The sequence below is a fragment of the Saccharibacillus sacchari genome, assembly GCF_037722395.1.
In the GTDB taxonomy this organism is placed as follows: domain Bacteria; phylum Bacillota; class Bacilli; order Paenibacillales; family Paenibacillaceae; genus Saccharibacillus; species Saccharibacillus sacchari_A.
Genome location: NZ_JBBKAR010000034.1, coordinates 1 through 18,759, shown reverse-complemented (window position 1 = coordinate 18,759; position 18,759 = coordinate 1). Strand labels below are relative to the sequence as shown.

15 protein-coding genes are annotated in these 18,759 nt (G+C 50.2%); 12 read left to right on the top strand and 3 right to left on the bottom strand.

Annotated elements, in window-relative coordinates; genetic code table 11:
• Positions 1 to 226 precede the first annotated feature (226 nt).
• From WKI47_RS12875 to WKI47_RS12850, 6 genes are all read left to right on the top strand, one after another.
• The gene (locus WKI47_RS12875; RefSeq protein ID WP_340227546.1) at positions 227 to 946 is read left to right on the top strand and encodes a hypothetical protein; all 720 of its coding nucleotides are present in this window, start codon (positions 227 to 229) and stop codon (positions 944 to 946) included.
• A 28-nt stretch (positions 947 to 974) separates the two neighbouring features.
• Positions 975 to 1,364 carry a GntR family transcriptional regulator gene (locus WKI47_RS12870; RefSeq protein ID WP_340227545.1) on the top strand — a complete coding sequence of 130 codons (390 nt, stop codon included), beginning with the start codon at positions 975 to 977 and terminating at the stop codon, positions 1,362 to 1,364.
• A gap of 114 nt (positions 1,365 to 1,478) precedes the next feature.
• On the top strand, positions 1,479 to 2,378 hold the full coding sequence (locus WKI47_RS12865) for an ABC transporter ATP-binding protein (protein ID WP_340227544.1): 900 nt from the start codon (positions 1,479 to 1,481) through the stop codon (positions 2,376 to 2,378).
• A 77-nt stretch (positions 2,379 to 2,455) separates the two neighbouring features.
• Positions 2,456 to 3,361 carry an ABC transporter ATP-binding protein gene (locus tag WKI47_RS12860; protein WP_340227543.1) on the top strand — a complete coding sequence of 302 codons (906 nt, stop codon included), beginning with the start codon at positions 2,456 to 2,458 and terminating at the stop codon, positions 3,359 to 3,361.
• Positions 3,354 to 4,652, top strand: coding sequence for an ABC transporter permease (locus tag WKI47_RS12855; RefSeq protein WP_340227542.1), 1,299 nt, complete (start codon positions 3,354 to 3,356; stop codon positions 4,650 to 4,652). The genes WKI47_RS12860 and WKI47_RS12855 overlap by 8 nt, the downstream gene beginning before the upstream one ends.
• Before the next feature lie 162 nt (positions 4,653 to 4,814).
• Positions 4,815 to 5,177 carry a VOC family protein gene (locus tag WKI47_RS12850; RefSeq protein ID WP_340227541.1) on the top strand — a complete coding sequence of 121 codons (363 nt, stop codon included), beginning with the start codon at positions 4,815 to 4,817 and terminating at the stop codon, positions 5,175 to 5,177.
• Between the two features lie 40 nt (positions 5,178 to 5,217).
• Here the strand turns inward: WKI47_RS12850 and WKI47_RS12845 are convergent, their stop codons facing one another.
• Positions 5,218 to 5,667 carry an Rrf2 family transcriptional regulator gene (locus tag WKI47_RS12845; RefSeq protein WP_340227540.1) on the bottom strand — a complete coding sequence of 150 codons (450 nt, stop codon included), beginning with the start codon at positions 5,665 to 5,667 and terminating at the stop codon, positions 5,218 to 5,220.
• A 47-nt stretch (positions 5,668 to 5,714) separates the two neighbouring features.
• Entirely contained in the window at positions 5,715 to 6,323 is a 609-nt protein-coding gene (locus tag WKI47_RS12840; protein ID WP_340227539.1) for a TetR/AcrR family transcriptional regulator, read from the bottom strand.
• 154 nt (positions 6,324 to 6,477) lie between these two features.
• Between WKI47_RS12840 and WKI47_RS12835 the strand changes: the two genes are divergently transcribed.
• The gene (locus WKI47_RS12835; RefSeq protein WP_340227538.1) at positions 6,478 to 7,701 is read left to right on the top strand and encodes an NADH:flavin oxidoreductase/NADH oxidase family protein; all 1,224 of its coding nucleotides are present in this window, start codon (positions 6,478 to 6,480) and stop codon (positions 7,699 to 7,701) included.
• A gap of 106 nt (positions 7,702 to 7,807) precedes the next feature.
• Here WKI47_RS12835 and WKI47_RS12830 read toward each other — a convergent pair whose 3' ends face one another.
• Positions 7,808 to 8,719, bottom strand: coding sequence for a LysR family transcriptional regulator (locus WKI47_RS12830; protein ID WP_340227537.1), 912 nt, complete (start codon positions 8,717 to 8,719; stop codon positions 7,808 to 7,810).
• Positions 8,720 to 8,901: 182 nt separating this feature from the next.
• Between WKI47_RS12830 and WKI47_RS12825 the strand changes: the two genes are divergently transcribed.
• From WKI47_RS12825 to WKI47_RS12805, 5 genes are all read left to right on the top strand, one after another.
• Positions 8,902 to 10,083: an MFS transporter gene (locus WKI47_RS12825; protein WP_340227670.1), complete on the top strand. Its 1,182-nt coding sequence runs from the start codon at positions 8,902 to 8,904 to the stop codon at positions 10,081 to 10,083.
• A gap of 203 nt (positions 10,084 to 10,286) precedes the next feature.
• Positions 10,287 to 10,904 carry an SDR family oxidoreductase gene (locus WKI47_RS12820; RefSeq protein WP_340227536.1) on the top strand — a complete coding sequence of 206 codons (618 nt, stop codon included), beginning with the start codon at positions 10,287 to 10,289 and terminating at the stop codon, positions 10,902 to 10,904.
• Positions 10,905 to 11,171: 267 nt separating this feature from the next.
• A complete protein-coding gene (locus tag WKI47_RS12815) occupies positions 11,172 to 12,335 on the top strand; it encodes an RHS repeat domain-containing protein (RefSeq protein ID WP_340227535.1) in 1,164 nt (387 codons plus the stop codon).
• Between the two features lie 59 nt (positions 12,336 to 12,394).
• A complete protein-coding gene (locus tag WKI47_RS12810) occupies positions 12,395 to 18,409 on the top strand; it encodes an RHS repeat-associated core domain-containing protein (protein WP_340227534.1) in 6,015 nt (2,004 codons plus the stop codon).
• Between the two features lie 25 nt (positions 18,410 to 18,434).
• Entirely contained in the window at positions 18,435 to 18,755 is a 321-nt protein-coding gene (locus WKI47_RS12805) for a hypothetical protein (protein WP_340227533.1), read from the top strand.
• Positions 18,756 to 18,759 lie beyond the last annotated feature (4 nt).

Genomic DNA, 18,759 nt, shown 5'->3' with positions numbered 1-18,759 from the left:
TTCGGACAAGCGTATCCTTACATTTAATTGGTACAGAGTACTAGGGCGTGTACGCAAACTCAGGCGACGTGCATCTTGAACTGCCTTTTCGCCCTCCTCTACGTCACTTTCCCTTGACGTGCCCCGGCACGCCTTCGGAAAAGTTCCTTGATGAGAACGAAAATTCAACTCAATCTGCGCCCTTCGGAGTTTGCGTACACGCCCTAGAACAGAACGGAGGTACAGGGTGGACGGAATGTGGAGCCAAGCTTGGCGAATCGTGGTTCGGGAATTGAAAATCGATCGGTATTATCTGGCCGCTTCGACTTTATTTATTGCGTACATGGCCTTTTTTAGCGGACTTATGGTTTCGATGATCGTTGAGGAACCGAGATTTTCGCTAGTCGCCGATTTGTTTTTTTGGGCCGTCGCGTCGATGACCGGATATTATTTTTCCAGACGCATAATGAAATACATCGCGGAAGATTCGTATACGCAGATGCTGGCTTATTACCGCGTGCTACCGATCTCGCCGAAGGTCATTGCATTGGCTCGCTGCCAGCAATTGGCGTTGGCGACGGTATTCAACGGCATTTTATTGTTTGGGCTGATGTATGCCTTGCATTCAGGTGTTCGCGAACAGCTGGACCCAGGCGCTTTTGTTTCTTTTGCGCTGCTATGGACAGGCTTTGGTCTAATCAGCAACAGTGTCTATATCGTGCTTGAACTGTCGGTCCGGGGAAAAGCTTACTTTTGGTACAATATATTGTTGGTCGTTGTTTTGACGCTGCTTGTGCTGGTTCTGCATTTTTCAGGCGTTCATATTGTAGAAAATACCGTGCGGATCAGCCGGGAGTACGGAGTATTTTCGCCTATCGCGTGGTCACTTTTCGTAGCGGGAGCCTTGTCGATCTATGTGGCGTATCGCATCCTCGCAGCTAAGTTGCCCAAGCGGAATCTGGCATAAGCATCATGGGATATAAAGGAGTGAAGTCATGCGGATACCCGTTCAAATCAACGAAAGCAGCGCGGAGCCTTTGTATCATCAGATAGAGACGCAATTGCGCTCGCTTATCGTGACCGGGCAGATCGCCGAAGGTACGCTGCTGCCGTCCATCCGTGAATTTTCCGCAGATCTGAAGTGCAGCGTGATCACCATTCGGCGCGTGTACCAGGATCTGGAGAACGAAGGGCTGCTGCGCACGCGTCAAGGAACCGGAACCTTCGTCACGAAGATCGATACGGACGATCGCGAGGCTTATAAAAAGCAGATCGTGCTGGAAGCGGTACGCGAGCTGATGGATACGGCGAGGTCAGTCGGCTATACGCCGGATGAGCTGCGTCAGCTATTGGATGAAACGCTTCGCGAACAAGAGCGTAAATAGACGGGAATCCTGCCAAAAAGCCCCTTGCGCATAATTGCGGCAAAGACGTTGGAGGAGTGCTTCCCGATCCGAGCCGAGAAACGGCAACCAGAGGATGAAGGAGAAGTGGAAGCGATGGAACATGCAGTGCTTGAATGGCGAAACGTCGTGAAAAAACGAGACCGAATGACACTGGGCCCCGTTGATCTCAAGCTGTACGAAAACTATGTGACGGCGCTGATTGGACGCAACGGCTCCGGCAAGTCGACTTTGATGAAGCTGGCCACCCAGTTGATTCACCCGGATTCGGGCGAGATGTTCTGGTTCGGAGACACCTATTCGGGTGAATTGCCTGTTGAGGTTCGATCCCGGATCGCGTATGTGCCGGAAAATTTCATTGCCGAAGAAGACGGGCTCAAAATGGATGAGGTCGCGGAGTTCCGGGCATCCTGGTATCCCAAATGGGATTGGCAGCGGTACGAGGAACTGCTGCATCGCTTTGACGTACCGGGAGGCAAAAAGTTGAATAAGCTGTCGAAGGGGCAACGTCGCAAGTTCGAGATTGCGGTGGCGCTGGCGACCCGGCCGAAGCTGCTGCTGCTCGACGAGCCTTCTTCGGGTCTTGACCCTTTTGCCTGGAAAACGATGATGAACGAAATTCGCCGCTGCGTGGATGAAGACGGCGCGACTGTGCTGATGTCTACGCATATCGTGGAAGAGGTACGGCGGATGGCGGATTATCTGATTTTTGTTGAAAAAGGGCGTTCACTCGGTATGCTGGAAAAGGATTCTTTGCTGGATCGCGGCCGGGAAATCTGGATTGCCCGCGACGACGAGTTGCTGGAAGAGATGCCGGCCGTGGTCGAATCGGCGATCGAGTCGGAGGGCATGGTTCGCTTTGTCACACTGGATTATGCAGGGGCGGCGGCGCTGCTTGAAGAAGCCGGCATCAAGCCGATTCGGGTACGCGCATTGGAATTGGACGAGATGATGGAGCATTGGATGAACGGCGGCATTTCCGTAGACACCTTGTAGAACGATCAGCTAGAGAAAGCCGCGTAACGCTTGGCGGGCATCCAGAAAATCCACGAAAATGGAGAAGGAGGATGAAGATGACGGATCGGCTGATTTTACAAAATGTAGTGAAGCGCTATGGCGACAAGACAGCGGTAGACCGGATTTCGCTCGGGGTGAAGGAAGGCGAGATTTACGGATTGCTCGGAGCCAACGGTGCAGGTAAAACGACGACGATGCGTATGGTTCTGGGACTGATTTATCCCGACGACGGGACGATTACATACGGAGGACGTCCATATGGCGGCGACGTGCAGCGTATGGTCGGTTATCTGCCTGAGGAACGGGGGCTGTATCCGAAGGTCAAGGTCAGCGAGCAGATCGTGTATTTGGCGAAACTGCGCGGGATGGACGGAGCCGAAGCGGATAAGAACCTGCGCTATTGGATGAAAAAATTCGAAGCCGAAGAATATTACGACAAGCGGATCGAAGAGCTATCCAAAGGCAATCAGCAAAAAATGGGCTTTATCGCGGCTGTCGTGCACCGTCCGCAAATCCTGATTCTCGACGAAGCGTTCAGCGGTCTCGATCCGGTCAACGTCGAACTGCTGAAGCTGGCGGTCAAAGAACTGCGGGACGAGGGCGCAAGCATTCTGTTCTCGACGCACCGGATGGAGCATGTTGAGGAGCTGTGTCGGAATATCACAATTTTGGATCGCTCCAAGACTGTGCTGCAAGGCGATATCCGCGAGGTCAAAAATGGTTTCCCGCGCGAGCAGATTCTGCTCAAGACCGCTTCGCCTGTTGAAGGGCTGGATGCCATTCCCGGCGTGACGGGAATCGAAGGCGACCCGGACGGTTATCTGCTGCGGATCTCGGACGAGTCTGCGGCCGTGCCGGTACTGACGGAAGCGATGCGCCAAAGCGAGGTCCGGCATTTCGAAGTGAAAGAACCCACGCTGAACCAAATCTTCATTCGATCGGTAGGTGAGCGCAATGAATAGACTGGGAACCGTGATCGGCTTTACGTTTAAAAACAAAGTGCGTACCAAATCCTTCGTGATCACGACGCTGCTGTTGGCGCTGTTGATGACGATCGGGATTCATGTGCCGTTCTTTATTCAGCTCTTTACGGGCGGGGACAATGCCGGGAGCAACAAGATCGGGATCGCCGATGGCGGACAAACGGAAATCGCGCAGCAGATCGAAGAATACGTGTCGGCGCTGCCGGGCAACGAACTGAAATTCGTTGCTCTGCAAGGAAGCGACGCGGCTGCGCTGAACGCGGAAGCGAAAAAGCAGGAACTGAAAGGCTATTTGACGATAGCTCCGCTCGCTAACGGACCTTTCCCGGACGTTGAATACGTGTCCGAAAACGGCTCCGTTCCCGCCGACGTGCAAGCCGTTTTGCAACCCGCGCTGGAAAGCGCCAAAACGCGCTTTATTGCCGCGGGCGTGCTGAGCGACGAGCAGATCGCGCAGCTGACGACGCCGGTTCAACTCGGCTCGGTCAGCTACGATCAATTGAACGGCAATACGGGCGGGCAACCGACCGACGGGCCGGAAAGCGACAAGTTCAATCCGATGAACTTTATCACCGTGTACGTCTTGATGACGCTGTTCTTCTTCTCGGCGATGCTGACAGGCAATATGATCGCTTCGGAAGTCACCTCGGAGAAAAGCTCGCGCGTCATGGAAATCCTGATCACGAGCGTATCGCCGTTGACGCAAATGTTCGGCAAAGTGATCGGCGTGTTCCTGGTCGGATTGCTGCAAATCGGCGTATTCGGCGTGACGATCGCGATCAACCTGATGCTGCCGCATAACCGCAACGTGCTGGCCGGCTTCGATCTTGATTTCTCGCAGATGCCGCTGGACGTGCTGTTCTACGGCCTGATCTTCTATATCCTCGGCTACTTCCTGTACGCATTGCTGTACGCCGCTGTCGGATCGATCGTCAGCCGCACGGAAGATCTCGGCCAAGCGGTGACCCCGCTGACCATGCTGTCCTTGGCCGCGTTCTACATCGGGATTTTCAGCCTGAATAGCACCGACTCGCTGCTGATGAAAATCTCGTCGTTCGTTCCGTTCACGTCGCCGACGACCATGATCGCGCGGATCGGCCTGGGCAAGATCGATTTTTGGGAGATTCTGCTGTCGCTGGCGCTGCTGCTGGCCGCCATCTTCTTCTTCGGCTGGCTGTCCGCGAAGATCTATCGGACGGGCGTGCTGATGTACGGCAAGCGCCCTTCGTTTAAAGAACTGCGTAAAGCAATGAAGGCGTACAAGATTTAGTGATTTGCCTTGAATAGAGCTTCATAAGAAATGCCTCCGAATGGTTAGGAAGTAGCTAACACGCCGGGGGCATTTTTGAGTTGACAAGCGAATGTAATTCTAATATAACTAAATTAGTTATAACTATATTGGTTATATTAAAAATAAAAATCGGAGGTTCCTATGAAGATCCTAGATCATTTTATTCCCGTATTCACTGAAGAACTGGAAGCTACCGTTGCTTATTACGAGCATCTTGCAAATCGATCCAGGGATCGAACTTGGGATATTCCCGAAGCGGGTTTGTCTTTAGCCACCGTGTATCCTTACGTGATCGTATCGGGCAGCGCGGAGTCGATCGAGCCTGCCCGATCGCTTCGTGCAGTCGTGTACGTGGATTCCATGAACGAATTGAAGCAACAATTGCAACGTTCCAAAACTCCAATCCTGCGAGATCAGCACGGCCCTATCGGTCAAAGCATTTTTGTTCAACATCCTGACGGTAGTTTTATTGAATATGTGGAACCTGATCAAGCTACGATTTAATGAGTCGAACAGCTACAAGCGCAAAATAAAAGCTACTCCGTTAAGGAGCAGCTTTTTCTTTATCCCTTGCTTTTGCCTGAAGTTGCTCTACGATCTCTGCCAGCGTAACGGAAGCTAATTCGTTTTCCATGACTTTCTGCGCATTGGAGAGTTGCGGGAACAGCACGGATTCGATATTCATGCCTACAGAGCAAGCGGGATCGGTATCTTGGTGAAAGTTAAAAAGCCGGTTGCCTTCCAACGATTCCACGGCATGAAAAATATCGAGTAGAGTTAATTTTTCAGGAGATACCCGCAAAGAGGCGCCCGCAACCCCTGCTTTCGTGTCAATATACCCCGCTTTTTTAAGTTGAGCCATAATCCTTCTAATGACTACAGGGTTACTGTTGATGCTACGGGCGATTCGATCCCCTGTACTATATGACGGATCTAACGCAATCATGGAGAGAATATGGACAGCCATCGAAAAACGACTGCTTATTTGTTTCATCGGTTCACCTTCTTTGCTACACAGTATAGTTCGATTTGAAAAGCGGGTCAATGAAAGCCAGTCAGATTCGCTCCCAACGACTTGGTGTTCAAAGCTCCGAGCAAATATTCCAGGTAACGCAGCGTATCTTCCTTAGAGCCGTCGTTGCCGTGCAAAAATCGCCATTCCAGCACTAACAGCACGGTATTGCAATAATGGTCAGCGATGATTTCGTGCGGAATCCGATCGCGGTAGCGGCAAATATTCGGATCGAACATTTGCCGGATTCGAGCGCTCAACTGAACGCGGAAATGGAACAGTAAAAAGCTCTCCTTGGCATTATGCTTGATGATCCGATTCAATGTATCCCGATGAGCGTCGATAAAATCGTAAGCCCGATCAAACAATACGAACAAGCGCTGCTCCGGTGCTGTTTCTTGATACTGTTCCAAGCGGATCTGCCGATTCAGGCAATACCACATATAGTGCAGCAGATCGTATTTATCGTCGAAGTAGTTGTAAAAGGTGGCGCGTGGGTAATTGCTACTCTCGCATAATTCGTTCACGGTGATTTGTTCGAACGATTTTCCGGTAAGGGCATTTAGCATAGCGGCGGTAAAAGCATCCAGCGTCCGCTGTGCGCCGCGGGTCGTTTTTTTCGTCCAGTCTCGCTTCATGGGTCCGCCTCCTTTTTACACATTTCTCGATCTGTCCAAATCCGGACATTTGCATGGATTTGAATCTTGCCGAAGGTCGGGAGCAAGCTTATCATGAGTCTAAGATCTTGACAAGTGTCCAAACATTTACGTTGGTTTAAAAGGAGCAGAGTCCATGAACCCTACATTAAAAGTTGCGGAACCGCTAACGCTGCCGGGCGGAGCGGTGATCAAAAACCGGTTTTTCAAATCGGCGATGAGCGAGGCGATGGCGAACCGGTCCAACTCGCCAAACCGCCTGCATATCGAGCTGTACCGAACATGGGCCGAAGGCGGAACCGGAATCGTCGTGACGGGGAACGTCATGGTGGATCGCGGCGCGCTCGGCGAGCCGGGTAACGTCGCGATCGAGGATCGGCGCGATCTGGAGCAGCTCAAGCAATGGGCGAAGGCGGGAACGCAAGGCAGCGCGCATCTGTGGATGCAGATCAATCACCCGGGCAAACAGTCGCCGCGCACGATGTCCAGGCAGCCTGTCGCGCCGAGCGCGATTCCGATGGGCGGGAGTTACGGCCGTGCGTTCAAGACGCCGCGGGAACTGACGAATACGGAGGTAAAAGACATCGTGAAGCGCTTTGCGGTGACGGCGGAGATCGCCAAAGAAGCGGGGTTTACCGGCGTACAGATCCACGGCGCGCACGGCTATCTGGTCAACCAGTTTCTATCGCCCGCGGATAACCGAAGAAACGACGAATACGGCGGGAGTTTGGAGAATCGGATGCGTTTCCTGATTCAGATTTATGATGAAATGCGCAGTAGGCTGGGAGCAGGGTTCCCGATCGGCATCAAGCTCAATTCTACGGACTTTAAGGAAGGCGGCTTTACGGAAAAAGATTCGGAAGAAGTGGTGAAAACGATGGCGGAGCGCGGAATCGACTTGATCGAAATTTCCGGCGGCAACTACGAAAATCCGAAAATGTCTTCCGAGGACGACGGCGAAGTCTTTTTTCTAAAGTATGCGGAGCGGATCAAGTCTCTCGTTGATGTGCCGATCGTGGTAACGGGCGGCTTCCGGTCGCAAGTCGGCATGGAGGAAGCGCTGGCAGCCGGGAAGACGTCCATGATCGGCATCGCGCGTCCGCTGGCTTTGGTCCCGGATATTCCGAACCAAATCATGCAGGGTCGCTACGAGACGGTTCGAACGCAGCGCCTGAAAACCGGGCTTTCGTCGCTGGATCGGCAATTGGGCGCGCTGATCGGGTTGAGTTACTACGAGCAGCAGATGGAGCGCATTGCGCGGGGCAAGCCTGCGAAGCTGCACCGCAACGCCTGGAACCCGCTGCTGCATACGCTGCGTCGGCAAGGAATTGCGGCGCTTTCGCCGCGTCGTTCGAATTGAGTAAAGCCTATGATCCATACAAAAGGACACTTCTTTCTCGCGCGAGGAAGAGCGTGTCCTTTTTTGGATTGGATTCGTCGATTCCCGGCAATGGCGCGGCTAAAAGCTACAGGGAATCCGTCGAACGTTCCCCGAACTTTTTGAGCGCTGCTTCCCGAAATAATTCCGCCGCCACCGAAAAGGTTTGATGCTTTTTCCACACCAGACTCAGCCCTGCTTCCAGCTTCGGCCTTAACGGCCTGAAGCAAAGTTCGCTGTCGCCGGACGTATTCACGAGCTTATCCAGCGTAACCGCATAGCCGATGCCTTCCTCCACCATAATCGCGGCGTTATAGATCAGATTGAACGTCGTCACGATGTTCAGCTTGTCGAAATCCTCCCCAAACCAATCCACGAAGTCGTTTTTGGACAAGGTCTGCTTCATCGCCTGCCGGGAAAAAAGAAGAGGGACGTGCAGCAGATCTTCGACCCCGATCGAGTCTTTGGCCGCCAAAGCACTGTCTTTTCGCATAATGACGCCCCAGATGTCTTTGACCGGAATGGTGACGTGATTGTATTTGGAGATATTGGCGGGTTCGATCAAGATCCCGAAGTCCAGTAGTCCTTTGTCGAGCCGTTCCGTAACATCGTCTTCGTTGCCGCTGAGAAGGTGGTAACGAATTTGCGGATACGACCGTTGAAGTTCTTTGACGACCTGCGCGATCTGCTTCATGGCTTCCGTTTCTCCGCTGCCGATATAAACATCGCCGCCGACCGTTTCTTCCATCGCATCAAATTCCGCTTCCAGCTTGTCCGCCATCTCCACCAGTTCTTCGGCCCTTTTCCGCAACAGCAAGCCTTCTTCCGTAAGCGCGATATTGTGACTTCCCCGCGTAAAAAGCTTTTTCCCCAACTGCTGTTCGAGATCCTTCAATTGTCTGGACAAGGTCGGCTGCGTCAGATGCAAAAAGTCGGCCGCCGCCGTGATACTTCCTTCTCTTGCCACGGCGAGAAAGTAGCGCAACACTCGAAGTTCCATGTTCAACACCTCTGTTCTATGGATGTACTCAGTATATAACATGCCCGAAAAGCATTTCATCATATCAGATATAAGTATTGGTTATGTTTGTTGCGAACGTCTAAACTTAGAACACAAAATATGCAGTCAAGCGCTTGGCTCGCAGATGACAAACTTTAAAGGAACGAGGAGAACGATCCATGATAAAAAAATCCAATCCGATGCTGATCCTGATCTTGACGATCGGGGTGTTCAGCATTTTGAATACGGAAATGGGCGTGATCGGGCTGCTGCCTTCGATCGCGGAGCATTTTCAGATCAGTATCTCCCAAGCCGGACTCACCGTGAGCCTGTTCGCGATCGCGATTGCTGTGTCCGGGCCGATCACGCCGTTATTGCTGTCGGGCATTGATCGGAAAAAAGTCATGCTCGTCGTGCTGAGCGTGTTTATCGTCGGCAACGTGTTGTCGGTGTTCGTCTCGAACTTCGCATTGCTGCTGGGAATTCGCGTCGCGCTGGGATTGTTCCATCCGGTCTACTGCTCGATGGCTTTTACGGCCGCCGCCGCTTCGGTCAGCAAAGAAGAAGCGCCCAAGGCGGTATCCAAAGTGTTTATCGGCGTCTCTGCGGGAATGGTGGCCGGGGTACCGATCGCAAGCTTTATCGACGGCATGGCTTCGTACGAGGCGGCGATGGCCTTTTTCGTGCTGGTGAGCGGTATTGTTTTCGCGGCGACGTGGATCTTGGTGCCTTCGATGCCGGTGGCCGGAGAAAAAGGATCTTACGGTTCGCAGCTGTCCGTATTGAAAACGCCGCTGATCTGGATCTCGATTCTGACCGTCGTGCTGCTGAATGCGTCCGTTTTCGGCGTCTATAGCTATGTCAGCGACTACTTGGGCAGCGTCACACGAATGTCTGCGGGCTCGATCAGCTTTACGTTATTCGTTTTCGGCGCGGCGAACATCATCGGCAATCTGGTCGCGGGCAAGCTATTGACCGGGCAAGCGATGAAGTGGGTGATCCTGTTTCCGACCGCGATGATCGCGGTGTATGCGGCTTTGTTTGTCCTGGGCGGATACGTGTTGCCTACGATGCTAATTACGTTCGTCTGGGGCATACTGGCAGGCGGGATCATGGCGAATATCAATCAATACTTGATCTCTTCGGCTGCGCCGGACGCTCCCGAATTCGCAAACGGATTGTTTATCGCTTCTTGCAACGTGGGCACGACGGTCGGGGCGGCGGTTGGCGGGGTGTTGATCGCGGGGATGGGGATTTCGTACGTGATTGCGGTGGGTATCGGAGCTTTGTCGCTCGGCATCGCGGCAATCCTATTGAGGCACTCCGTTTCGCAGCATATTGTCCACGCCGCCGAAGCAGGATAAGATGAACGTAAGACAAACGGGGCCGCTCATTGCGATGGGCGGTCTTTTCCCTAGGGGAGGAGCGGAGCCATTCATGTTTGAAGATTACGATTGGGAACATCCATTGCTGGAGAAACGGTGCGCGGGGACGGAGGAGTTGCGCGCGGCGGTTCGGGAATGCGCGGAGTACGCGAGAGCAGTATGGGAAAAGGAGGCGGCGAGACATGCGGATTCTTTTATTGGGAGCAACAGGTCGGACGGGTAGTGCGATCGTCCAACATGCGTTAAACGACGGACACGAGGTGACGGTGCTCGTGCGCGATCCGGGTAAGGTTCAAGCTTGCGAAGGGCTCACTGTAAATAAAGGAAATGCCTGTGACGCTGCCGACATTCGGCGAGCCGTGGAAGGGCAGGATGCCGTCATCAGCGCGCTGAACACGGATAAAACGACGACGCTCAGCGACAGCATCCCGATCATCATCGAAGCCATGCGGGAGTTCGGCGTTCGGCGCATCGTCACGATCGGAACGGCTGGCATCCTGCAAAGCCGCACGGAACCGGAGCTGCTGCGTTATGAATCGAACGAATCCAAACGCAGATCGACCCGCGCCGCCGAAGAACACCGCCGGGTGTACGAACTGCTGCAAGCATCGGAACTGGACTGGACGATCGTTTGCCCGACGTATCTGCCGGACGGGGAAGCGGTAGGCGGGTATCGGGCGGAGGTGGATAGGTTGCCGGAAGGCGGGGAGAAGATCACGGTGGGGGATACGGCGGAGTTTGCGTACAGGCAGATCGAGGATCGGACTTATGTGGGCTGTCGTGTGGGGATTGCGTATTGAGTACAGGAATCGAATATTTGTTTACGATCCATTCTTTGAAACGTCACGGAATGTTCCTTTAGGGATACGGTGCGCTTCGAAGAATGTTTTTTTATTTTATATGCTTTTGTATAAAAATTATTTTAAGTAACAAAATGAAAAAAATGCTATTTATATTGCTTGCTAACTCGGTTATAATTCCTTTTGGAAACATCCTATATATAGAAATAGAGGGGAAGAGGAACTTTGAGAGTTTCGAAAAGGAAGATTTTTATTTTAAGTGCTTTTTTGATTTTTACAATGATCGGTTCCGGATTGGCGTTACCAACAGAAGCCGCGAGCGGCAATGCGGCATCGGTAACCTACCAGCCTGAAGTCCAAACTTACGAAGAGTTACTGAAAAACGGAGATTTTTCTCTATTTAAGCAGGAAAGCGAAGTTGCGGACGGTTGGAAAGTGGAACAAGATCCGCAAGGCGCAGGCCAAGCAATATTGAATAATAAAGCTGAAACGGGCAAACAAAATATGATTGTGTTTGGCTTGAACAATACGGATCAGATTCGTTTGATTCAGGAAGTCGCGGCAACCGGAAAACAATCCTACGGTTGGAAAGCTTGGCATGCATCTACAAGCACCAGCGCCGAAGTCTTTTGGGAAGCCGTCTTCCTGAGTGCCGACAATCAAGTCATCGGCCGCGAGAGGTTACTGCAACCTACGAGAAAAGCGAAGTATCAAACAGGGGAGACGCCGGAGGGAACATCGCGCGTGAGGATTCAACTGGTCGCTACGGGTAAAGGAGGATCAGCGGTCGTTTCAGCCCAAAAAGCGAGTTTTATCGTTTTGAAAAAGACGCCCATAACTCCTGCTCCGAATCCAAGCGGACCTTCGAAATACACGTATACCTATGATGCGAACGGACGCCTGATGTTGGTCGATACGGGCAAAGGAAAGATCCGTTATCGTTATGACGCTAACGGGAACTTGCTTCAAAAAACGAGAGAAGGATTTGCGGAACCTCCCGTAACGCAGCCTTCGAAACCGGAATTCCCGGAACAAGAGTTGGCTGCATTGCCGGATATCGGAGAACTTGACGGCGGATCTTATAGCTTCTACAGCGTAAACGACGCGGCATCTATGAACGGAATCACATTGTCGTTCAAAGGCTGGTACTTGAGCGAGAAACCTATCGAAAAAGTTCAGTATTATTGGAACGACAATTTGTTGATTGGCGAGTCGACTTACGGTTTGAAAAACGATACCGTTTATTTCGATCATCCGGAGTATGAAAATCGTAATCTTGGATTTAAATTAAACGTCAAGATGTCAAATTATGTTCAGCAATTGGATGCGAGAGAATACAAAATCAGTGCCGTAATCAAGCATAAAGACGGTTCGTCGCACAAGTTGGAAAACAAAATCAAAATCAGCGTTCTGAAGATTCCGACTTCTTAAACCCGAACGTTTTTAAACCTAATATACACTATCACATAGCCGAAACGGAGAGACTCCTTTTGAAATCCCATATCCGAAAAAGCATGACTGTTATCATGATTTTTGCTTTGCTTGCAGGTCTGTTCGGCAACGTATCTTCTTCGACTGCCTATGCCGAAGAACAAGAACAGAGCACATCATCCGAGTTGATCACGATTCTTGTCGATCAATTCGGCACTACGGAATCCTTCATCCAAAATTATCTGGATCAAGGTTATAATCTAAACGAAGTAGCAACAGCGTTTTATAAAGTAAAAGCAACCGGATTGCCTTTTGAAGAGGCTTTATTGGCCGTTCACCCTCAAGAGGTGAATGAATCTGCCAGCGTCACCAGCGAAGTGTACACGGATCCCGTTATTGAAAATAAGCCTCCTCTCGAAAGCGTCGAAGCGGAACAATCGGGCATCTTGCAACGTTACGATACGTTCACGGTGACGGAAGAAGTTTATTCCGGAGCGGAAGCCGGCTTGCCTTCGGAAGACGAACCGGAATCGGATACGAACGAGCCGGAAGCCTCCGAGCAGCCGGATGATGACGCAGAAACACCGGATGCCGATAAACCGGCCGATTCCCAATCCGTCGATGAAGATCAAGCGCAGGCAAGCGATTCAGCGGAAATATCGGCAACGCGTTCGTTCTCTACGTTTGCGAGCCTGTCCGATCCGATCAAACATATTTCCGAAAAAGCACCTGTTTTCGATCGGAAGTCTTTCAACGAAGCCCCTTACACCGTCGGCGAAAACGGGGAAACGATCTCCTCGTTGAGCGGCGGGCTTATTCTGGAGCACGCCGATGCTTCTTTACCTGGCCGGGGTGGCATGTCGTTCTCATTGGAACGTCAATACAACTCCGTAGCAGCCCAGATTTACGATATGGATGTCGCGTACAATACGTACGAATACCCGATCTACCAATACTTTGTTACGTACAACGCGGTTAAGAAAAAGAAAATTCCGTTATACCATGTTAAGTATAAAGAGAATATGTGGACGCAATTCGATTTTAACGGCGATGGCAAAAAGGATGATGACACGGCAGTCGTAGAGAAAAAAACGATCAAAAAAGGAACGTATACAACCCAGTCTGAAGCTGTGAAAAGCGCAAGCGATCGGATCGTATACTATACGCCTCCCCAATCGAATTTTGCTCAACAAACCCGATATAGCAGTCAAAACAGTTTTCCTTCCAGCATTTCTCACAGCGAAGGTGACTTTAGCGGAACATTAACGAAGTCCGGAAGTTCACAAGTCTCTTCGGGACAATATACGCCTGCCAAAACGATTACGGCTCCACAGCAAACGTGCACGAATAGTATACCGGGAAAATACGACGCCAACGGCAAATGGGTACAAACCGGTTCGGAAAGTGCATGTGCGCAAACCAAAATGGCGACGGTACAAGGCTACGCGATCACGTTAAACCGGACTTCTACAACCAATACGAAAGCTTGTCCTTCTCCCAATATCGCAAGCAAAAATTATCAGTGTACCAAGACTTGGGTCGCCACTTACGAGGGTTCAATAACGATACCCGCATCGGATACGCGAAACTATTCGCAATTGTATACGGGCACGATCACCAAACCCGGCTACTACGATTCAACAAGGTACGACAATTGGGTCAGCAGCGGGAATGGAACAAGAGTACGGAATGCCTATAACATAGCCGAACAACCGTGGGTGGAAGTCGAGATCACGGAAGGAAACGCCGAATCGGCCACGTTAGCCACCAACGGATCGGACTGGTCATCGGCAAGCGAAATGAGGACTTTTGTCAATTCGCATGCCGGGATGTTATATGATTTCGACGATACGTATAACTATTATTTTTCCGCTCAACCTATTGCGGCTATACAGGCTTATCAAGTAGGCAGTTCCACGGACGTGACGTATTACAACAAAACGGTGCCTGCTGCAGCCGATAAGCGCGCGCCACTAGGAAGAGGCTGGTCCTGGAAGCTCCCTTATATCGAAAAAGAAAACGGGAAATCATTCGCCGTGCTGGCGGACGGAAGCCGATACGAGATCGTAGGCAATACGCTCAAAGGCACCGATTGGGAAGGTACGACCGTAACCTCGGATGCTTCGGTAACGGTCAACGGAGAAACGTCCCAACAAGTCATCACTTCGGCGGACGGCCTATCGAAGCAATACTTTACGGCAGACGGACGTTTATTGCTTCTTTCCGACTCCCGTCAAAACGATATTCAATTCTTTTACGAACAAAACGCGACGTACCAAAGCAAACTGCTCAAACAGGTTAAAGACGCGGTCGGAAACACGATTAATATCGAGTATTCGCCATCGGCTGTCACGATTAGGCAAGGCGACCGTACGGTGACATATCAAAAGAAAAATCAAAACGGCGTCGAACTGCTTGATTCGGTCATCGATCCGCTGGGTCGAAAAACGACTTACTCCTATAAGGTAGCGGAAGCCAAGTTCAACTTATTGGGCTTCAGTCCCGAGCGCGCAATCTCCAATCCGTACGCGCTTTTGACCTCGGTTCAGCATGAAACGGGAGCCAAAACATTCTACGAATACGAGAATGCGGCGGTAAAACGTTATATCGGAGCCGATTCGTCGAATGAATCTTACCGCGTATTATCTCGAAAAGATCAGCTGACATATGAGAACGGAACGACCGAAGAGTATAACCGTCAGACCGTGAGCTATGCTTCGGATCTAGGGGCAAGTTTCGGACAAAAAGCGACGTTGGCAACCACGATCCGCAACGGACTCACCGAAACACAGTATACCTACCGCAAAGAGGTCGCTAACGCGGAAACGCCGGCTGCTTACTACTTGGATCGCACAACGGTAAGCGCGGAAGGAAAAACGCAAACGACTAATTACGCTTACGGCAAAACCGTCAACGGGCGGAATTACGCGGCGGCTGTACCGACAACCGTTACCGTGACGGACAATCAAACGAACGATACGTTTACGACGACCAGTCAATATGACGACTACGGCAATGTTACGTCCCGAACGGATGCCAACGGCAAAACGATGACGGCCGCTTACGATGCAATTCGGCACTGGTTGATCGGTTCTACAGAAACAGTCGATCAAAATAACAAACTTATCAATAATCTGACCTATAACCCGCAAGGCGACGTTACGCAAGTCATAAGCCGCAAAAATAACAGCGACGGCGAAATTGTGAGCCAGGCGGATTATACGTATGACACGTTCGGCAATCTGCTTACTCAACGTTTGGAAAACGGAACTCAAGATCGAATCACAAACGTTCAATACGATTCGGCGTATCAACAGGCTTTCCCGACACAGGTAAGCACCCAGGTCACGGACGTCGACGGAAACAAAAGCCATATTACTTTATCTTCGGCTTATCAACTTGCAACCGGGAATTTGAGCAGTTCTACAGATCCGTCCGGTCGAACGACGTCTTACGGATACGATCTTCTCGGACGGGCTATTCGGGTCACGCAACCGGACAGCAGCGTGTTGAGCGTTTCGTATGACGATATCGGCAACCGGATTACGGTCACGGACGAAAATAATCAAAGACAGGTCATGAAATGGAATGCTCTCGGCCAACAGATCGAAACCGGCTATTATCAGGATAACGATTATGTGGTTGCTTCGCGTTTCGGATACGATCCTTATGGGCGCGTGATTTGGAACGAGGACGCGCTGGGCAACCGTACGCGCCTGGATTACGATGCATGGAGCCGGATCGTGTCCACAACGGGGGCGGATAGCTCTGCAACGACCGTGAAATATAGCGATGCGGCTCGGACCGTCACCACGAAAGATGCGGAAGGATATGAAAAAGTTCAAACTTCCAATCGTTGGGGCCAAGTTGTTCAGTTGCAGGAGCGAGCGCGGCAGGACAGTCCGCTTACTGTTTTGCAAAAAATGACGTACGATTCGATTAACGGAAGTTTACTAACGGAAACCGACGGTAAAGGTCAAATTACTTCATACGGCTATGACATTCAGGGACAATTGATCCTTGTCGCCGAAGCGAACGGCGAACAAACCCGTTACGGTTACGATCTTCTCGGCAACCTGACGCAGACCACGGATGCGGCCGGAAACGTGAAGCAAAATCGTTTCGACGAAGTCGGGCGTCGTGTTCAGACCACCGATAAATCGGGCAACGCGGCGAAAAATTATTACAATGCTGACGGTACGCTCGCTCGTTCGATAGACCGAAACGGAAATGCGTTCACGTATACGTACGACGCGCGCGGCAATCTGATCGCGCAAAGCGATGCGGAAGAAACCGTTACATTCACCGTCGATCGACTCGGCAAGCGGACAAGCATGACCGATCGAACCGGAACGACGACTTATGCATACAACCAAGCTACGGACCAGTTAAAACAAATCACGTATCCGGACAAGCTGCAAACGACGTTCGAATACGATATCAGCGGAAGACGCACTTCGATGACCGGGCCTTTCGGAACTACCGTCTACTACGGACATGACGCGATGAACCGTCTGACTTCCGTCGGAACTTCGCCGACCGCCCCGGATACGCAATATAGCTATAAGCGAAACGGATTAATGAGCGAAGCCACTTCGCAAAACGGCGTTCAAACTCAAACGGAATATCGAGGCTTGGATCTGGTCGGGTTGAATCAAATACGCAATCAGGAGACGTTAAAACGCTATGCGTACGGATACGACGAAAACAAAAATATCGTGAACCGTACGCAAGACGATGCCACGGATACGTTCTCTTACGATCAGCTCGATCGAATTTTGACCTCGACGGTTAACCAGGACGAATATACGTATGACCGGCAAGGCAATCGTTTAACGCTTTCGAGCCAAGCCGATCCGGATTTGGCCGCAAGCGATTATACGTACGATAAGAAAAACCGATTGACTGCCGCCGCAAAAAATGGCGCTCAGGTAAACTACGCGTATAACGGCGATAATCTGCTCGTGGAGCGCACGGAGAACGGCAAGGTCACCCGTTACTATTATGACGATGCAGCCCAAATCATTGCGGAAGCCGAAGTAGTGGACGGTACTCCGACCCTGACGGCCAACTATATCCGCGGCGCGCAGCTTGAAGCGATCCAATACGCGGACGGTAGCAAAGCGTACGTAGAATCCAACGGCCACGGCGATATTACCGAACTTCGCGACGAACAGGGCGCAGTGCTGAATCGCTATACGTACGACATCTGGGGAAATATTCTGATGAAAGAAGAGAAAGTCCACAACCCTTTCCGCTATTCGGGCGAATTGTGGGACGATACCACGAACCTGCAATACTTGCGAGCGCGTTGGTATGACCCTTCGATGGGACGGTTTATTAATGAGGATACGTATGAAGGTAAGATAGAAGATCCTAGTACCTTAAACTCATATGCGTATGTGCAGTCTAATCCGCTAATATATAAAGATCCAAGCGGACATATGTATACAGAGATCGGAAACGCGTATTCTGCTGGAGACAAAAATTTAATAAAAATGTATCAACAACTTTTTTCTTTTGGACAAAAACAAAATGATGCTTACCTTATGCAAGCAGCGCATGACATGGCTAATATAGTAAGGTTGGGGTATCAAAAATCTGTTTATCGTACTTCGTATATTAGTCTGGCAACTCAACAACCGAGCAAAACAAAAGAACAGTATGAGTTTACTATGTCTATGTATAATGAACATTTTTATGGTAATGCTACTCCAATATCATTTTTGGATGATCCATTATTCATTTTTTTAGGATTTACTACTGGTCCTGGAGAAGCCAAGATAGCTTATACTATTACAACAAATGCAATCGAATCAGTAATGAAGCAATGGGGAAAAACAAATGGACCTAAAGCTATTAAAGCTTTTGAAAAAGCAGCAGCTAGGGGATTTGTAACGGAATTTGGAGCTAATGGAATAAAGCCGTTAAAAGGAGGAGGGTTTGTTAAGAAGGGTAACTTATATACGCATGAATTAAAAGTGAAAAATAGTGAATATGAAATGTATCGAATTTATGGATATGAGAACGAAAATGGTCATTACATTTTTGATTACTTTGGTAAACATTTGTAAACTCTGAAAAGGGAATGTGATATCTTTGGAAACCTCAGAATTAAAATCATTTTTGCTTACACATCAATCTTTTGAAGTGGCTAAAAAAACTTTTAAAATTTATGTTCAAAGTTGGAAAGAAGAAGAGCCAGAAGAATTTTTTGAAGCTTTCGAAAATATTGATATTGATCTACTGGAAGTTGAAAAATGGCGCGGTTCTTTAGTTTTAAATTTTTTGCATGAAAGCGATATTGAATATGTATCTACTTCTTTAAGAATAAGCTTTAATGATAAGACTCTGGCTGAATATTTTTTGATTCAAGATTTGGATGGAGAAATCATAGATGACAGGCTTCATTTTGAATAGGTAG

What these genes read in the sequence shown, in the direction of transcription:
- WKI47_RS12870 (WP_340227545.1), top strand. Translation starts at nt 975, where the DNA reads ATGCGGATACCCGTTCAAATCAACGAAAGCAGCGCGGAGCCTTTGTAT.
- WKI47_RS12865 (WP_340227544.1), top strand. Translation starts at nt 1,479, where the DNA reads ATGGAACATGCAGTGCTTGAATGGCGAAACGTCGTGAAAAAACGAGAC.
- WKI47_RS12860 (WP_340227543.1), top strand. Translation starts at nt 2,456, where the DNA reads ATGACGGATCGGCTGATTTTACAAAATGTAGTGAAGCGCTATGGCGAC.
- WKI47_RS12855 (WP_340227542.1), top strand. Translation starts at nt 3,354, where the DNA reads ATGAATAGACTGGGAACCGTGATCGGCTTTACGTTTAAAAACAAAGTG.
- WKI47_RS12850 (WP_340227541.1), top strand. Translation starts at nt 4,815, where the DNA reads ATGAAGATCCTAGATCATTTTATTCCCGTATTCACTGAAGAACTGGAA.
- WKI47_RS12845 (WP_340227540.1), bottom strand. Translation starts at nt 5,667, where the DNA reads ATGAAACAAATAAGCAGTCGTTTTTCGATGGCTGTCCATATTCTCTCC.
- WKI47_RS12840 (WP_340227539.1), bottom strand. Translation starts at nt 6,323, where the DNA reads ATGAAGCGAGACTGGACGAAAAAAACGACCCGCGGCGCACAGCGGACG.
- WKI47_RS12835 (WP_340227538.1), top strand. Translation starts at nt 6,478, where the DNA reads ATGAACCCTACATTAAAAGTTGCGGAACCGCTAACGCTGCCGGGCGGA.
- WKI47_RS12830 (WP_340227537.1), bottom strand. Translation starts at nt 8,719, where the DNA reads ATGGAACTTCGAGTGTTGCGCTACTTTCTCGCCGTGGCAAGAGAAGGA.
- WKI47_RS12820 (WP_340227536.1), top strand. Translation starts at nt 10,287, where the DNA reads ATGCGGATTCTTTTATTGGGAGCAACAGGTCGGACGGGTAGTGCGATC.